The 17316-nt window shown below is 44.9% G+C and carries 13 protein-coding genes; 10 read left to right on the plus strand and 3 right to left on the minus strand.

All coding sequences use genetic code 11. The annotated features are described in order from the left end of the window. Positions 1–211 precede the first annotated feature (211 nt). From deoD to L1D37_RS07475, 4 genes are all read left to right on the plus strand, one after another. Positions 212–922, plus strand: a complete 711-nt coding sequence (deoD, locus tag L1D37_RS07460; RefSeq protein WP_048661021.1) for a purine-nucleoside phosphorylase — start codon at positions 212–214, stop codon at positions 920–922. A gap of 82 nt (positions 923–1004) precedes the next feature. Then, positions 1005–2474 carry a lactate dehydrogenase gene (locus tag L1D37_RS07465; protein ID WP_239847423.1) on the plus strand — a complete coding sequence of 490 codons (1470 nt, stop codon included), beginning with the start codon at positions 1005–1007 and terminating at the stop codon, positions 2472–2474. Between the two features lie 186 nt (positions 2475–2660). Next, positions 2661–4130: a hypothetical protein gene (locus L1D37_RS07470; RefSeq protein WP_239847424.1), complete on the plus strand. Its 1470-nt coding sequence runs from the start codon at positions 2661–2663 to the stop codon at positions 4128–4130. Beyond that, positions 4130–5710, plus strand: a complete 1581-nt coding sequence (locus L1D37_RS07475; protein ID WP_239847425.1) for a GGDEF domain-containing protein — start codon at positions 4130–4132, stop codon at positions 5708–5710. The genes L1D37_RS07470 and L1D37_RS07475 overlap by 1 nt, the downstream gene beginning before the upstream one ends. A 93-nt stretch (positions 5711–5803) precedes the next feature. On the opposite strand, the gene L1D37_RS07480 is transcribed toward L1D37_RS07475, so the two are convergent. Next, a complete protein-coding gene (locus tag L1D37_RS07480; protein WP_239847426.1) occupies positions 5804–6706 on the minus strand; it encodes a DMT family transporter in 903 nt (300 codons plus the stop codon). 250 nt (positions 6707–6956) lie between these two features. Between L1D37_RS07480 and L1D37_RS07485 the strand changes: the two genes are divergently transcribed. The 6 genes from L1D37_RS07485 (at position 6957) to L1D37_RS07510 (ending at position 12603) form a co-directional block, all read left to right on the plus strand. Next, positions 6957–7352, plus strand: a complete 396-nt coding sequence (locus L1D37_RS07485) for a DUF3302 domain-containing protein (protein WP_055319660.1) — start codon at positions 6957–6959, stop codon at positions 7350–7352. Continuing rightward, complete coding sequence (locus L1D37_RS07490; protein WP_176679263.1) at positions 7352–8482, plus strand: HlyD family secretion protein; 1131 nt, start codon at positions 7352–7354, stop codon at positions 8480–8482. Before L1D37_RS07485 ends, L1D37_RS07490 begins: the two co-directional genes overlap by 1 nt. A gap of 342 nt (positions 8483–8824) precedes the next feature. After that, positions 8825–9373, plus strand: a complete 549-nt coding sequence (locus L1D37_RS07495; RefSeq protein WP_048662433.1) for an ECF-type riboflavin transporter substrate-binding protein — start codon at positions 8825–8827, stop codon at positions 9371–9373. Positions 9374–9379: 6 nt separating this feature from the next. Beyond that, positions 9380–11074, plus strand: a complete 1695-nt coding sequence (locus L1D37_RS07500) for an ABC transporter ATP-binding protein (protein WP_239847427.1) — start codon at positions 9380–9382, stop codon at positions 11072–11074. Continuing rightward, the gene (locus L1D37_RS07505; RefSeq protein ID WP_239847428.1) at positions 11071–11910 is read left to right on the plus strand and encodes an energy-coupling factor transporter transmembrane component T; all 840 of its coding nucleotides are present in this window, start codon (positions 11071–11073) and stop codon (positions 11908–11910) included. Before L1D37_RS07500 ends, L1D37_RS07505 begins: the two co-directional genes overlap by 4 nt. 222 nt (positions 11911–12132) lie before the next feature. After that, positions 12133–12603, plus strand: a complete 471-nt coding sequence (locus L1D37_RS07510; protein WP_239847429.1) for a TetR/AcrR family transcriptional regulator — start codon at positions 12133–12135, stop codon at positions 12601–12603. Positions 12604–12682: 79 nt separating this feature from the next. Here the strand turns inward: L1D37_RS07510 and glgB are convergent, their stop codons facing one another. Continuing rightward, positions 12683–14866 (minus strand): 1,4-alpha-glucan branching protein GlgB, encoded by a 2184-nt coding sequence (glgB, locus tag L1D37_RS07515; RefSeq protein WP_239847430.1) that lies wholly within the window; start codon positions 14864–14866, stop codon positions 12683–12685. A 175-nt stretch (positions 14867–15041) separates the two neighbouring features. Continuing rightward, complete coding sequence (gene malQ / locus L1D37_RS07520) at positions 15042–17222, minus strand: 4-alpha-glucanotransferase (RefSeq protein WP_176679258.1); 2181 nt, start codon at positions 17220–17222, stop codon at positions 15042–15044. Between the last annotated feature and the right edge of the window lie 94 nt (positions 17223–17316).

The raw sequence follows: 17316 nt of genomic DNA on the forward strand, positions 1-17316 counted from the left end.
CCACACAAAATCGATTGCCTTTAAGGTTTCAACATATTTGGTTATCAATAATAATAAAACACTATGGGTAGACCCATTTTGTGACAAGCATCTCATGGAGCCTCGTTTTAACTCGCTAATATTGCCTCAACAAAACGAATTCAATTCAACAGAATCGGTAATTGATTAAATCCTGTTCCTATAATTACCGTTTAAACTTTGGAGAACGACCATGGCTACACCTCATATTAATGCTCAAGCTGGTGATTTCGCAGAAACAGTACTTATGCCAGGCGACCCGCTTCGCGCAAAATACATTGCTGAAACATTCCTTGATGACGTGAAGCAAGTTTGTGACGTTCGCAACATGTTTGGCTACACAGGCACTTACAAAGGTAAGAAAGTTTCTGTAATGGGCCACGGTATGGGTATCCCATCATGCTGCATCTACGTACACGAGCTAATCGCTGAGTACGGTGTGAAAAACGTTATTCGTGTAGGTAGCTGTGGCGCAGTACGTGACGACGTTAAACTAATGGACGTGGTTATTGGTATGGGTGCTTCTACTGACTCAAAAGTAAACCGCATTCGTTTCAACAACCACGACTTCGCTGCTATCGCTGATTTCGGTCTTCTAGAAGAAGCAGTAAACCAAGCTCGTGCACAAGAAGTTCCAGTTAAAGTTGGTAACGTATTCTCTGCAGACCTTTTCTACACTCCAGAAGCTGACCTTTTCGAAAAAATGGAAAAACTAGGCATCCTAGGTGTTGATATGGAAGCAGCTGGTATCTACGGTGTTGCTGCAGACCTTGGTGCTAAAGCACTGACGATCCTAACAGTATCTGACCACATCATCCGTGGCGAGAAACTAAGCTCTGAAGAGCGTCAAAAGTCTTTCAACGACATGATGAAAGTTGCTCTAGAGACAGCAATCAACATCTAACGATTTGATAAAAGATACATTGAAAAGCGTTACCCCGCAGCCAAGCTCACTTGGCTGCTCAAATAATCCCGAGGGGGAGATCGTGTCTAACGACAAGCTGCCAAAAGATGCGGATGGTTTGCAACTCAACTTTTGTAAAACATTGGCGTGTGACAACTTTGGCTTGAGCGATGCAAAACGGTATGTTTTGCAACACGCTAACCCTAAGCGTCCAGCGATGGTTTGTCGTGAATGTGGAGCTTTCCCCCCCTTACTTAACAATCGTGAAGTGTTAAGCGAACTTCATCGCCTAAGACAGCTTCACAGCGATGGGCTCCCTGCCTGTCGTAATGATGATTGCGGTAACTTCGGCTTATCGGTTCATACTCATAAACATCTTTATCATGCCTTCGGCTACAGTGGCGACAGGCAGCGTTATCGATGCAAAGACTGCCAATCAACCTTCGTTGATAAGTGGTCTGGATCCAATAAAAAACTCCAGTTTCAAGAGAACCTCATGGGCTTATTGTTCATGGGCTATTCCGTACGTGAAATCTGTAGAAAATTAGAGATCAACCCAAAGACTTTCTATGACCATGTCGACCATATCGCCAGCCGATGCCGTCGCAAATTAGCGATGATCGATGCACGATGGGTTAATCATGCCAAAGACTATCAGTTCGCTTCCCACTATCAGCGCTTACAACCACAAAGTAATAACGGTGTGGTTTGGATAGCGACGGGTGAGGCGCATTCTGGCTATATCCTTTGCCAACACGTGAATTACTCACAAAATGAAGAGCCATCAGGGAATGTTGATCACAACCCCTATGATGATGTAGCGCGCTTCGTTTCCAAAGAGCACTCTTCAGAGGCAAACCTTGAGCTTCCTCAACCATCAGACAAACTAAAAGAGCGTATTGAACAGCAATACCAAGTGATTCTGGCAAGAGGCAATGTTGAAGACCCTATGGGTAACCTCACAACGTTTAGCTACCCTTCAAAAGGGGCGCTCATTCGACCGCCTTATACGTCTTATGCTCACTTCCTGCATGTGCTTGATATGTGTGATGAGAACAAGCACGTTGCGATCTATATGCCACAAGATCCATTACTAAGATCTGCCGCCCTGAGCGTATGTTTGCCGCGTATACAGAGTCAAAATATTGACCTTATGTATGTGGAAGAAGATCCAGGCTGGCAAGACGAACAAAGTTTTGAAAAGATCGACATCGTTCACATGAGTTGGTGGCGCGATCGTTGGGCTATTGCTAACCAAGGTGATAACCAGAAAGGTATTTGCTATCTAACGGGTAACAATCCAGAACCAAAACAGTGGTTTAATACCGCCTCAATTCAACAAACTAAGTTCTATCAACAGCGTTTCCAGCTGTTATTTGATAGCTTTATCAATGAACCTAGACGTAAGCTTCGTCCTGGGGGCATTCTTCCATTACTTGACATATTTAGAGCTTGGCACAATCTGTGCTACCAAGATAAGCAAGGGCTCACGGCAGCACAACGCTTAGGTGTTGCAGAGCAGCCATTGACCCTAAAGCAACTGCTTTCATAGAAACTGAGCATCTAGTTTATTATTCGGGAACTCATTGATTTTAAAGTAACAACATGAGGTAACACCCATAAATGGAAAAGATAGATGTTCCTTTGACGCTCTACGAAAGATAATTGGTGCTTATCCTAAATCACACTCTTATAATGATTGTGTTATCAATATGTTCGATAATTATGGATCTAAGCCTTGGACAAAAATCAGTACCTTCTTGAAACAGAACTAGAACAACTCAAAACTCGCGTCGACTCTGAACCATTGGTGATCCTTGAGATCGCACAACAATGCCTCGTCAGATCTGAGCAAGTTCTGTTTGAAGAGGGCGCGATCCAGTCGCTGATGTTAATGGCAAGATGTTGTTGGAACCTGATGGATTACCAGAAAGGTTTAAAATACATCAAAGAAGCCTACAAACGACAAAGCCGATTAGACACCGATCTTTTTCTTCCTGAAATCCTCCACTTACACGCACTCCAATTCTGGGGACAAGCCAAGTATTACTCAGCACAACAGTTCTGGATCAATGCCTTAGAGCAATCAGCACTGGTTGATGAAGTCGAAATACAGATCGAATGCCTGATTGGCCTCGGCAACATCTGGCGAATGACCCATGAATACAAGCTAGCCCGCTCTACTCACCAACTTGCCGTAAAAGTCGCAAACAACAGTCGTATTGGTTGGTTAGAAGGTAAAGCAAGAATACTGCTGGCGTGGGATTACTACCTACTCAACAACTATGTTGAAATGCTGTCGGTACTCGACGGCGCAGAAGAAGCATTAAAAGAACATAAAGATAATACCTGGCATGCAGAAGTCTGGGATTTCAGAGGCTTAGCCCTACTTGGCCTTGAGCGTTTAGATGATGCAGAGCGTGCCACAGCCAAGGCACATAAGTTAGCTGTCGAACATAACCTTATATGGATGAAAGCCCACTCTTACATCAGCCGAGCTCGTCTAGAACTGCTAAGAAAAAGACCAGAACAAGCAGCCGAACTGCTTAGGCTCGCGGAAGAGTCAGCAAACGAATTCGACAATGGTGAACTGCTCAGTCAGATTTGTTACCAACAATCTTTAGTCGCAGAAGAAAACCAAGATTTCAAAGCTGCGTTAATCGCCTTTAAAAAGTACCGTCAATATGCTATCGGTATGCTTCGTGAGCAAACTACTCGCGTCGGTTTAGATAAAGCGCGCAGTTCAAAGCGCCAACTTGAACAGAGAGCCAGAAAACTCATCAATCGCATTCGTGGCCAACACGAATACGACCCAGAGAAGCACCTATCTTATGTGGTTTCCGAAACCTTTTGGTGGGAACAACTGGTGCTCTTCAAAACAGAACTTAAACGTTCAAACCACAGCATCATCATGTTCCAACACGTCGATACTGATTACTTAGACGTCTGTACTGAGATTGCACACGCCCTGTGTAACCAGAACGATTTCATCTCCAGACTAAGTTCGGAACGTGTCGCACTTATGCTATCCGAAAAAGGTGAAGCCGCTGAGCAAACCTTCCAAACGCTGAGCACCATGCTTGATATCTATCCATGGCATAGAAAGGGATTAAAAGGCTCTAAGCCGACTGTCAGCCTCAATGACATTTTGACGTTCCCTTTCACTCTTGAACAACTAGAAGAAGACGATGCCGAGGTAACTGATTAATGGAAACGCTATTGAGTAAGATCACAGACGCTGGTTTAGACCCTTCATCAGTATCGGGTGAAGAGGCGATCATATTCTGGGATCACATTCGTCAGCACGTGTCGACGACTAAAACAGAGCAAGCGCACTGTTACATCATCAGCTCTGAATACCGCACTGAGTTACAACAGAATCAAACCAGCATCGAAGAGCTAAGGTTGGCACTCGACCTACTCCACTTACCAACTGACATTGAAGACATTCTGACTGTCAAAACAAGCTTAAGTGACCGCTTAGTTGAAATTGGTGATTACACATCGGCACTCAATGAATTCGTCAGTTCTTCATCAATCGCTGTAGAGCACGGTTACATCGATGAATACGTCATGGCGATTTTGGGTATGGGTAACCTATGTGATGCCTACGGTGATCACGGCAGAGCCCTTCGCTACTACCAGAAAATCAACAGCATCGACCATGCTATAAGTAGTCGCTCACTTCGCCTCAAGTTCAAGCTGCACATGGTGGCAAGCCTGTTATTGCTCAACCGAATTACCGCAGCCAGTGATTTACTGAATGAGTGCGAAGAGCTCAGCATTCTGGTCAGCGACAAGCTGCTTACCGCTCAAATCTTGCTTTACCAAGCAAAAGTGCTGCGTGCTAAGAAGAAATACAACGAAGCGCTACGTTGCCTATCTAAGGTTCAGTATTCCGCCAACAATACACAAGCAAGTTGGCTAGCAACCATGACTCGACTCGAATTGGCACACTGCCTCAGCGCAACGGGCAAGCAAGAGTACGCAAGCATGATCTTGTCGAGCACTGACAAGCGCGTAAAAGCTTATTCATCCCCTGTACTTGCTAAACGTTTCTATGACTCGTTAAGCGACGTGTGTATGAATCAAGGACGTTTTCAAGAAGCACTGAGCTATGAGAAGAAAGGCTACCGAATTGAAACAGACCTGATGAAACAGATCCCTATCAGTGAACTTGGTGCAAGTCAGCTTCGCCGCCTGTCTCGATTCGAACTGCAACTCAAGCTCATTCTCTCTGAACAAGAGAACCGAGAGCTGAAAGAGACCACAGAGCAACACAAAAATGCCGTGGCTCAGCTACAACAAGATGTGTTCACCGACCCGCTGACTGGTTTACATAACCGTCGCTGGTTAGATGTGAAACTAAAAGACATGTTGCTACACGAGACCTCGTTCGCATTAATGGTTGTCGACATTGACCACTTTAAGTCGATTAACGATGAGCTGAGCCATTTAGTCGGCGATAAAGCGATTGTCAGCGTGTCTCAAGAGCTGCGTTCTTACTTCAAGTTCAGAGGCGCCTCGTGTGTCCGATTTGGTGGCGAAGAATTCTTGGTCATCCTAGAGAACACCAATCTTGCTAAGGCAGAAATGCACTCAGAAAACTATCGAGAACGCATCTTCCAATTTGGTTGGCATGAGATATTAGGAGAGCGTGGCTTAACCGTTAGTATTGGTATCACTTTACACCGCGAAGGGGAAAATACTCAGCGTACTTTCTACCGAGCAGATAAAGCGCTATACCGAGCCAAAGCCAACGGCCGTAACCAGGTTTGCACTGAGTAGGTAAGTAAGATTAGAGTAAGTGCAGAGCATGCTCTTTACTTACTCACCATTAAAAGTCGCAGATCCAATCTAAGTTATCGATAACAGGCTGATCTATTGATAGAAAAACAGAGATATTCCACCTAACGCCGCAAGTGTGCCGATGATACTTTGCTTCGACACCTTCTCCCCTTTAAGCGCGTAAATCACCAAAATAAACACCGGACTGGTCGCTATCAGTGTTTGAGCAATCGCAGGGTTGGCATTTTTCAACGCTACTTGCTGCAGCCATAACGCGAGAAACGTCCCGACAAAGATTGCTCCTAACAGCCAAAGCTTGTCGAGCTTGGTCATCGCCCATAAATCTCTTTTTATTGATACATAAGGCTTCTTCTCAATAAATGGGATAATCAACATCACGGCAAACACACCAATCGTCAGGCGAATCAAGGCGCCTAATAATGGCGGGATATCACCCGCTACTAACGCATAGTGAGAAATTACCACGCCCGAAGCCTGACATACACTCGCCACAAGCCCATAACCAATGCCACTCCATTTCGCTTTGTCACTCGATTCGCCATTGGTCGATTTAGAGGGTTGAAACACAACAAAAGTGACGGCGAGGGTTGTGATTACTACGCCTAGCCAGCTTTGTAAGGTCAAAGCAGCACCAAGGAACATCAATGCTAATACACCGGAAAGCGGAGGAGCTAAAGATTCAAGCAACAAGGTTTTGTTCGCACCAATTCTTTTCAAGGATGCAAAATAAGCGCTGTCTCCAATGGCAATGCCAATAACCCCTGAAATGGCCAATATCCAAAAGTGACTGGCGCTGAGTTTAAACTCAGGTATTGGGATAAGAGGCATCACAAGCAACATCATGCCTGAAGCCACTACGCCCTTAATAATATTGAGCTGCATTGCAGAGAAACGGTGACCAAACTGGCCATAAATCCAAGTTGCACACGCCCACACGATAGCCGCTCCAATCGCCGCTATTTCACCTATATACATTTGTATTCATCCTTGGAGTTATGTACATCCACTAACATTACTCCAGTCATCGCTTTATTAGAATGCCAAACAAAAACACAGAAGAAACCTCTCCAAACAGAAAGACGATTTTATAAGATGCAACAATAATATCGTTCACATTAGAAGCGAAAACACATTATTTGTAACTCGGTAAATCATTTCGATAACAATTACTTGGATGATAGCGTAGTATATTTATAACTAATATCTAACATTACAAGGATCTGTTATGTTTTTAGACTACTTTGCGCTCGGTCTACTTATTTTCGTAGCATTAGTAATCTTTTACGGCATCATCGTTATTCACGATATTCCCTATGAAATTGCGAAAGAACGCAATCACCCTCATCAAGATGCTATTCATGTCTCAGGCTGGGTTAGCCTATTCACCTTACACACTATCTGGCCATTCCTTTGGATTTGGGCGACGCTATGGCGCAAAGATCGCGGCTGGGGCTTCGCTAAACTCGAAGAAGAGCAGCACGATATTCACCACCGTGTTGACACCTTAATCGACCAAGTTAGCACCCTTCAGCAAGAAATCGCGCAACTTAAACAAGCCGATTCCGTTAAAGCGGAGCAAAATAAAGATCAGAATAACGCTCAAGATCAGGAGGTTAAGTAATGGATTTACTGCTGATAATGACTTATGCAGCACTTTGTATCACCATTTTCAAGGTGTTCAATATCCCGCTAAATAAATGGACGGTTCCAACTGCGGTTCTTGGCGGCGTCATCATCATAGGCACATTGATCCTTTTGATGAACTATAACCACCCTTTCACACAGATCGGTAACCAAGTTTACTCAACAACACCGATTGTTTCTGGTGTGCGCGGTAAAGTAATCGAAGTACCTGTCGAAGCGAACAAGCCCCTTCAGAAAGGCGATATCCTTTTCAAAATCGACCCTATCCCTTTTGAAGCGGCCGTTGCAAAACTGGAAGCGCAAGTCAAAGAAGCGAGCCAAGGCGCTCTAGGATTAGAGTCTCAAGTGGGAGAAGCTGAAGCCGCCAAAATAAAAGCGATTGCAGAAAGAGACAAAGCACAGCGTGAATTCTCTCGATACAAACGTGGCTTTGAAAGTGGCGCCTTCACCGAACAACAACTCGATACTCGTCGACAAGCGTACAAAGGTGCAGAAGCTGCAGTCAAAGTTGCAGAGGCGAATCAACAACAAGCTCAAATCGCACTCAACTCAGAAATTGGTGGCGAGAACACAGCCGTCGCTGGTTTACTTGCCGATTTACGTAAAGCCCAATTTGACTTAGACCAAACTATCGTTCGTGCGCCAACGGATGGTTATGTGACACAACTGGCCCTTCGTCCGGGTGTAATGGCAGTGCCACTTCCACTGGCGCCAGTGATGACGTTTGTTCACACCGAAGCTCAGTTCTACACAGCTGCCTTTAGACAGAACTCATTGCAGCGTCTGCAACCAGGGTTCGAAGCTGAGTTCTTATTCAGAGCTCTGCCAGGTAAAGTGTTTAAAGGCCGTATTGATGAAGTCTTGCCAGCGATTGGTGAGAGCCAATTCCAAGCTAGAGGTGCTTTACTAGGTACGGATGCTCTGCGTACCAGTGGTCGCGTGTTTGTTAAGTTAACCATCACTGATGACCTATCTGAATACCACCTACCTATGGGTACTGCGGTTGAGGTTTCGGTTTATTCAGACAGCTTCACCCACGTATCTATCATGCGTAAGGTGCTTATCCGTATGAAGAGCTGGCAGAACTATTTATACCTAGATCACTAAATCACTAAATCACTAAATCACTGTCATCTAGACCAAGAAATTAACGATACCTAGCCCTTAAATGGAATTAACACATTGTTAATATGAATGAAAAAGCCAGACCCGCTCTGGCTTTTTTGTTGTTTGATTAACCGTAAATTTGCGTATTTTTCATCATATTTACGTGTTCAGATGGAATTTTAGACATCTAGACACTTACCTTCCCTTATGGAAGGGTTCTACTGTATAATGCGCGCCTTATTTTTTATATTTGCCCAAAAAACGTTCTCATTGAGACGCATATTAATAATGGCGAATATTCGTTCTTTATCATGTTTTATCTTTCAGTATTCGAGGTTATCTATGAACTTTTCAGCTAAAACAGTCGTCGTTATCGCCATTGGCGCGGCACTGTACGGCATTGGTGGTTTACCTATGTTTGGTGTCCCAGTGTTTGCGAACACGACATTGAAACCAGCAATGGCAGTTCTAGCACTGTTTTCTGTTTTGTTCGGCCCAATTGTAGGCTTCTTGGTAGGCTTCATTGGCCACTGGGTAACAGACTTATTCGCAGGTTGGGGCGTATGGTTAACTTGGGTATTAGGCTCAGGTATCGTGGGCATGGTTATTGGTCTATTCCCTATGATGACTAAAAACCGTCTTCAACAAGGCGAACTGCCAATGAAAGATTTTGCGCTATTTGTCGTACTGGCTCTCGCAGGTAATGTTGTCGGCTACGGCTGTTCCGCATTCCTAGACACCATCTTATACGCAGAACCGTTTACTAAAGTCTTCACTCAACTGTCTATCATCGCAGCGGGTAATACCGTTCTGATCGCTGTTGTTGGCTTCCTGATCCTAAAATCAGTCGCTAAGCGTAACAAACAAAGCCGCAACCTGACTGAGGCATAAGCGATAATGACTATAGCATTTTCGAACTTCTCTTTTAGATATGAGTCGCTGGATAAACCGACGCTAAAAAATATCAATCTAAGGATAGAGAAAGGAGAGAAAATCGTCATTATTGGACCAAGTGGTAGTGGTAAATCTACCCTAGGTCAGTGTCTTAACGGTCTAATCCCTCACGCGATTAAAGGTGAGGTTTCCGGTTCTTTAGAGATCAACGGCAAGAACATCTCTGAGTTTTCAATGCACGACTATACCGAGCAAGTCGGCACGGTATTGCAAGATACTGACAGCCAATTTGTCGGCTTAAGTATCGGCGAAGACATAGCATTCGCATTGGAAAACCAGTTGATGTCGAACATCGATATGTATCCTCTCGTTAAGTCGACTGCAAAAATGGTCGACTTGGCGGATATGCTTGATCGCTCTCCACACGACCTTTCTGGTGGTCAAAAACAACGAGTATCGTTAGCGGGTATCTTAGTTGATGACGTTGATATATTGCTGTTTGATGAGCCTTTAGCAAGCCTTGACCCTAAGACAGGCAAGGCAACGATTGAGATCATCGATCAACTTCATAAAGAAACCAACAAGACTATCGTGATTATCGAACACCGCCTTGAGGATGTTCTACATCGCGATATTGATCGTGTGATCTTAATGGAACGCGGCGAAATCGTTGCAGACATGACACCCGATGAAATCTTAGCTTCTGAACTGCTTGAGACACACGGTATTCGTGAACCGCTTTACCTATCAGCACTTAAAGCAGCCAAAGCGCCTTTAACAAGCGAAGACAAACTGTCTAACCTCAAAGCTTTGGACTACAAAAGGTTCCGTCCTACGGTTCAATCTTGGTTTGCTGAACGCCCTACTCCTGTTGCTGAAAAGCAGTATCAACCTTTGCTCGAAGTGCATGGCCTGACTTACTCTTACGACGGTGAAAAAAACGCACTCGAAGATGTCAGCTTTAAGATTGGCAAAGGTGAGTTTGTTTCGATATTAGGTAAGAACGGCTCCGGTAAATCGACCATCACCAAGATTATCATGGGTGTGATTGACGCGGATTCTGGCTCTTCGTACCTGAACGGCGAAGACTTATCTGAGCTTTCTATCTTCGAAAGAAGTCAGAAAGTCGGTGTGGTCATGCAGAACCCGAATCATATGATCTCGCATCATATGATCTTCGACGAAGTTGCATTTGGCCTTCGTAACCGTGGCGTTACAGAAGACGAAATCAAAGGCAAAGTAGAAAACGTTCTTGAGCTTTGTGGCTTGAGTAAGTTCCGCCACTGGCCAATCGAAGCACTGAGCTACGGTCAGAAAAAGCGCGTAACAATAGCGTCTATCTTGGTTTTAGAACCAGAGCTTCTGATCTTAGATGAGCCAACGGCAGGTCAAGATTACCGTAACTACACATCGATGCTGGCGTTCATTCAAAAACTCAACCGCGACCTAGGCATCACCGTTGTGATTATCTCACACGACATGCACCTCGTTCTCGAGTACACCACACGTTCAATCGTGATTGCAGACAGCAAGCTGATTGCCAATGCCGCGATGACAGAAGTATTCAGTCAACCATCGCTATTAGAACGTGCAAATCTTTGTACCACAAGCATTTATGAACTCGCGACCATGATGAAAATCGACGACACCAATGCATTTATGCAGTACTTCATCGACTACGAGAGAAGCGCTCAATGAATGCATCAAAAGTAAAATTCGGCATCAATTACATCGATACCAAATCGCCGCTGCACGCTCTCAATGGCATCACCAAGTTTGCGCTGTTTTTAGCTTGGGTAACCGTTGTACTTACAACGTTCGATCTCAGACTCATCGTTGTTTTGATCCTGACTGGCTTATATCTATTAAAGCTGACTCAAGTTCCTGTGCGAGTTTACAAGCCGCTGTTGATTGGTACTGCAAGTGTTCTGAGCCTAAATGCCTTATTTATGTATTTACTGGCTCCACAACAAGGTCCCGAACTCATCGGCAGTGAAACGCTATTATTGACGCTTCCTGGTAATTACTCATTGAGCCAAGAAACACTGTTTTACTTGGTGACCGTGACGCTCAAATACATGAGCATGTTCCCGATAGCACTGATCTTTGTCTTCACAACGCACCCAACTGAGTTCGCAGCAAGCCTCAACCGTATCGGAGTTCCTTACAAAATTGCTTATGCGGTGAGCTTAACGCTACGTTACTTGCCAGAAGTTAAGAAAGACTTCGTCAATATCATGCATGCCCAACAGGCTCGTGGTGTAGAACTTTCCAAGAAAGCACCACTCATTACACGCATCAAAAATGTTGCAAAAGTGTTAGGTCCATTAATTTTTTCAAGCTTGGATCGAGCAGATGAGATCTCAAACGCGATGACATTGCGCGGTTTCGGACGACATAAATCTCGCACTTGGTACAGCTATGCACCTCTCAAACGAGTCGACTATATGTGCTTGGCAGTCATCACCTTGATAGTGATATTGGCTATTGTAAAACGTATTGTTGAACCCGAATTATTTTGGTATCCATGCTAGTTCTTATTTACCACATATAAACAACAGCTTAAAATAACACACCGCTCAATAGAGCGGTGTTTTTGTATGGACTCAAAGCCGATTAAATTTCAAGCAGGCGAGCTATGTTTATCGACTTTTGACGATAAACTGACGTTTTTCTTACCTCTATGATTTGAGATCTCATTCAGAAACCCTTAATATATGTTGTTTACAGAATGTTACACTCAATAGAGATTTGTAATGGCTCGAATTACTCAAGTACAGAAACTAGAAAACCAAAAACACTACGATGAAATCGTACTAAACCTTTTTCTGGCTGAAGGACATGAAGCACTAACTTATGCAAGGATTGCTCAAGAAATTGGCATTAGTTTAACGACGCTTCAGGGCTATTATTCATCGACTCGCGCTATCCGCTCAGTGCTTCACAAACACATGTTATCGATTGTTATCGAAAGCTTAGACTTCTCGTCAGAAGCCGCTTTTGTTCAGTCTTGGCAAGATGCTTTAGGTGATGAACAGTTCCAATACGTTATTAAGCTCATGTTCTTCCATGCATCTCAGGTTAAAAGCCCCGAAGAGTTCGACCTCAGCTCAAATGGCGAATTTCGAGAGAAGATGTTTGAGAGCTTTGGAACCGACTCGGTTCGTATTCTTGAAACTGTCGTTGGACGCTCTATGTTCCATCTTACGAACTTCAAGCAGCATTAAGCTAAACGAACATTTATATTCAATACAAAAAGGGAGCCCGAAGGCTCCCTTTTTTATACTTTCTACTACGTGAATTATATTACGAATTCAGTTTATAGAAGACCGTCGATAGCGGCGGTAAACGCAACTCAATCGATGTATCCAGACCTTCGCTTTCTACTGATTCGATCTCAGCAGTCTGCTTCACTTCAAAACCACTACCCGCGTAGTCAGTCGAGTCTGTATTCAACAATAGTGAGTACTTACCTTGTGCTGGAACACCTAAACGGAAGTGCTCGTGAGGAACTGGCGTAAAGTTAGACACCACCAATACACGCTCACCAGATTCACTGATACGTTCGTGCGCTAGGATACTCGCTTCTGCTGAATCTTGAAGACGCCATTCAAAGCCTTTCGGGTCAAAATCAAGGTCGTGCATTGCTGCTTCTGAACGGTAAAGATTATTCAGATCTTTTGTTAAACGCTGAACACCTTGATGACGCTCATAATCCAACAAGAACCATTGCAGTTGGTCGTCATGGTTCCATTCAGCCGTTTGACCAAATTCAGCCCCCATGAAGTTCAACTTCTTACCCGGTTGTGCATACATGTAACCCATGTAAGCGCGTAGGTTAGCCGTTTGCTGCCACTCATCACCTGGCATCTTGTTATGGATAGAGCCTTTACCGTAAACCACCTCATCGTGAGACAGAGACAATACGTAATTCTCACTGTGTGCATAAACCAGTGGGAAGGTAATTGTATCGTGGTGATATTTACGGTTGATTGGATCTTCTTGAATATAAGACAAGCTATCGTGCATCCAACCCATGTTCCACTTAAAGCCGAAGCCTAAACCGCCCATAAAGGTCGGTGCTGAAACACCAGGGAAAGCCGTCGACTCTTCCGCAATTGTCATTGCATTCGGGAAGTGCTTGTACACTTCTTCGTTCATCCACTTCAGGGTAGCGATAGCATCGTAGTTTTCGTTGCCACCATCCACGTTTGGAATCCACTGATCATGGCTACGTGAATAATCTAGGTAGAGCATCGAAGCTACCGCATCAACACGGATACCATCAATATGGAATTGCTCGAACCAGTACAGCGCGTTTGCCACCAAGAAACGACGCACATGTTCACGACCTAAGTCATAGATGTACGAGTTCCAGTCTTGGTGCCAACCACGACGTGGGTCTGGATCGTGGAATAACGGCGTACCATCAAAATTAGCTAAACCGTGATCATCGCTTGGGAAGTGTGCTGGAACCCAGTCAAGCACAACGCCAAGACCCGCTTGGTGACATTGGTCTACGAAGTATTTGAAGTCATCCGGTGAACCGAAACGGCTGGTCGGTGCGAAAAGACCAACAGGTTGGTAACCCCAAGAACCGTAGAATGGGTGCTCTGAAACAGGCATCAATTCAACGTGCGTATAGCCAAGATCCGTTAGGTATGGAATCAGCTCTGCTGCTAGCTCACGGTAATTTAGGAATTCGCCTTCAGAGTTCCGCTTCCAAGAACCGGCATGCAATTCATAGAACGAAAGCGCTTCTTTACGCTTTTGCGTCACTGGACGATTCTGCCACTTAGCATCTTGCCACTCATAACGAGCGTGATCGTAAGTCACAGAAGAAAATGATGGGTATTGCTCGGAGTAGAAACCCCATGGGTCAGCTTTATGTGGTAAGCCTTCGCCATCCGGTCCTTTTAATTCAAACTTGTATTGAGCGCCCTCTTCCAGTTCAGGAATGAATAGGCCCCACATACCGTAATCTAGACGTTGCATTGGGTGGCGGCGACCATCCCAAGCGTTGAAGTTACCCACCAAGCTTGCCGCTGTTGCGTGCGGTGCATACACCAAGAAACGAGTACCTGAAATCGTCTGTCCATCACGCTCTAGCGTAATAAACTGAGCCCCCATGTGATGGTACATATCTTTCGGTGTATGAAGATCTTCATAGCTCGCGTACAAATCATGGTACTGGTACGGGTCATCAATGATCTGCTCTACTCCAGCCCAATCAACCGCAAGCTTATAGTGAGTAAAACGTAAGTCTCTTTCTTGCTTAAGAATGAAACCACTTTCACCCTCTCGCGCTAACTCAATACGAGGTTCCTTTCCAACAATCAACTCGACCTTATCTGCTCCAGGAATCCATACACGTAGTGCACCTTGGTCAGAAGGTAGGTATGGACCTAAAAACGCAAATGGGTCTGTGAAGCAAGCCTGTGATAGTTGGGTATATATTTGTTTTTGCTTTGAAATCGAACTTAGTTCCAAAACGTTTCTCCCTAACCAAACATCCAAAAAATATAATACAAAAATGCCCGCTATTAGTGCGGGCAATATAACGACGGTTTATTCTACCAGATGAGCATTCATTATTGAGTGACCGAGGTTGTAGTTTCGTACGCCGTAAGCAAAAAACCACCTATATTCAAGTCACTCAATGTCATTACTTACCTGCTTTTTCTCGAACGTCTGTCAGCTTAGAAGCGATACGATTAACGCCTTCGTGAGCAAAGATTTCGTCCAAGTTCATTGATAGTTTACGACGCCAGTTCGGGTACTCATCGACGGTACCAGGAATGTTTACTGGCTTATCCATCTCTAGCCAGTCTTCCAATTGAACACTTAGCAATGTTGAACCACCCGCTGCAACGTGCAGTTGAAGTGCTTCCGCAAGATAAGAGTCCATCGGTACTTGGCTTGCATCGCGACCAACACCTTCAGGTAGGAAACCATGCCATGCCACTGAATCTAAGATACCTTGCTTACACTCAAGACGGTCATCGAACAGAGTTTCTAGCTGTGCTGCGTCTGGGTATAAACCAATCTCTTGACCCATCTTCAAGTCATCACAGTGCCAGAAGCCACGTAATGTTGGCATATCGTGCGTACACAGAGCCGCCATTGATTGTGATGCGTAGTGTTTCGGAGAGATGAAACCACCATCTTCTTCTGATGTTTCGAAGAAGAACACCTTGTAAGAGTGCACGCCAGCATCCGCTAGGATGTCTACGATCTCATCTGGCACCGTACCTAAATCTTCACCGATAACGCTACATTGGTAACGGTGAGATTCAAGCGCAAGAATCGACAGCATATCTTGTACTGGGTAGTAGATGTATGCGCCCTTCGTTGCGTTTTCACCTTTTGGAATCCACCATAAACGTAGCAGGCCTAACACGTGGTCAATACGCAGTGCACCACAGTGTTTCATGTTCGCACGAAGTAGCTTGATGTAAGCATCGTAGCTTGTTTCTAGAAGCACTTCTGGATTCAGTGGTGGTAAGCCCCAGTTTTGGCCCAGAGGACCAAGGATATCTGGTGGAGCACCGATGCTCGCATCCATTACTAGGTTGCCTTCGTCAGCCCAAGTCTCGCTGCCTGAATCTGCAACGCCTACCGCTAGATCTCGGTACAGACCAACCGCCATGCCTTTCTCTTCAGCAAGCGATTGAGCATCGTTGATTTGGCAATCTGCTAACCATTGCAGGTACATGTAAAGATGCACTTGCTCTAGGTTCTCTTTGATGTATTTCTGTGTTGCTGGGCTGTCGAATGTACGGTATTTCTCAGGGAATACCGGCCAACCCCACATGCCAGAATCTTCAGCATGCAATTCACCGTGCAGTGCATCGAATGCCGCTTGGTGCATCAGGCTGTCGCCGCCCTCTTCCACAAACGCTAGGAAGGCTTGTGCACGATCGCTGTTCTTGTCTAGGTGACGAGTCTTAAACTCTGCGAATAGCAAAGGCAAGATGCTCATCTTCAACTCAGACACTTCGGTGTAGTTCACCCAGTGTGCATCACGAGCTTTCTGTAGGCGCTGTTGGAACTCTGCGCTGCCTACGGTTTGTTGTGCTTCTGCACTTAATGCGAATTCAGGTACTGAGCTCACATCAATGTATAAGATGTTCAACCAGCGACGTGAAGACGGGCTGTATGGGCTCGCACCTTCAGGGTTCGCAGGGAACAATGAGTGAATCGGGTTTAGACCGACAAAGTCACCGCCGCGAGACGCGATATCAGCAACCAACTGTTTTAGATCGCCGAAGTCACCAATACCCCAGTTGTGCTGAGTTCTTAGGGTGTAAAGCTGAACACTTGGTCCCCACAGCTTTTTGCCTTGCTCAATTGGAGACTGCTTGAAACACGCTTTTGGCGTAATGATCAGTGTCATCTCGTAAGGCTTCTTACGGCGCTTACGGCTCACAATTAGCTTGTGGTAACCCCATGCCAAATCACTTGGCAATGCAAACACTAAAGGGCCACCCTCGGCACGCTCATCACGAACGACTTGAGATTGAAGATAGCCTTCGAGTACCTCTCCTTGCTCGGTTTCTAAGCGCCAGCTAAACTCGCTTTCACGAGCACTAACACCTAAATTCAGCGCCACTTCTACTGGCTCACCATCACGCAAGACAAGAACCGGGTCTAGTACATCTTTTTTGTGTTTTCTTTCTGCTGACTTTAATAGTGCATCATCGCTGCTGGTATCGTAGCCCAATGAAGCCAATAGAGACGTGATAGTTTCGTCTGATACCTGTGCTTCATCGCCCCACGCACTAACGTAACTGTCGGCAATGTTTGCCATTTCTGCGACTTGTTTTAATACGGTCTGTTCTTTCATCGCTCTCTCCGAAAACGTTCTGACGCTTTCAATTTTTGTAGGGTTGTTTATTTAATTTTTTACTAATCAATTAGCTTGTGACAATCAGTTTGTA

The sequence above is a fragment of the Vibrio sp. Isolate33 genome (assembly GCF_022397895.1).
Classification (GTDB): domain Bacteria; phylum Pseudomonadota; class Gammaproteobacteria; order Enterobacterales; family Vibrionaceae; genus Vibrio; species Vibrio pomeroyi.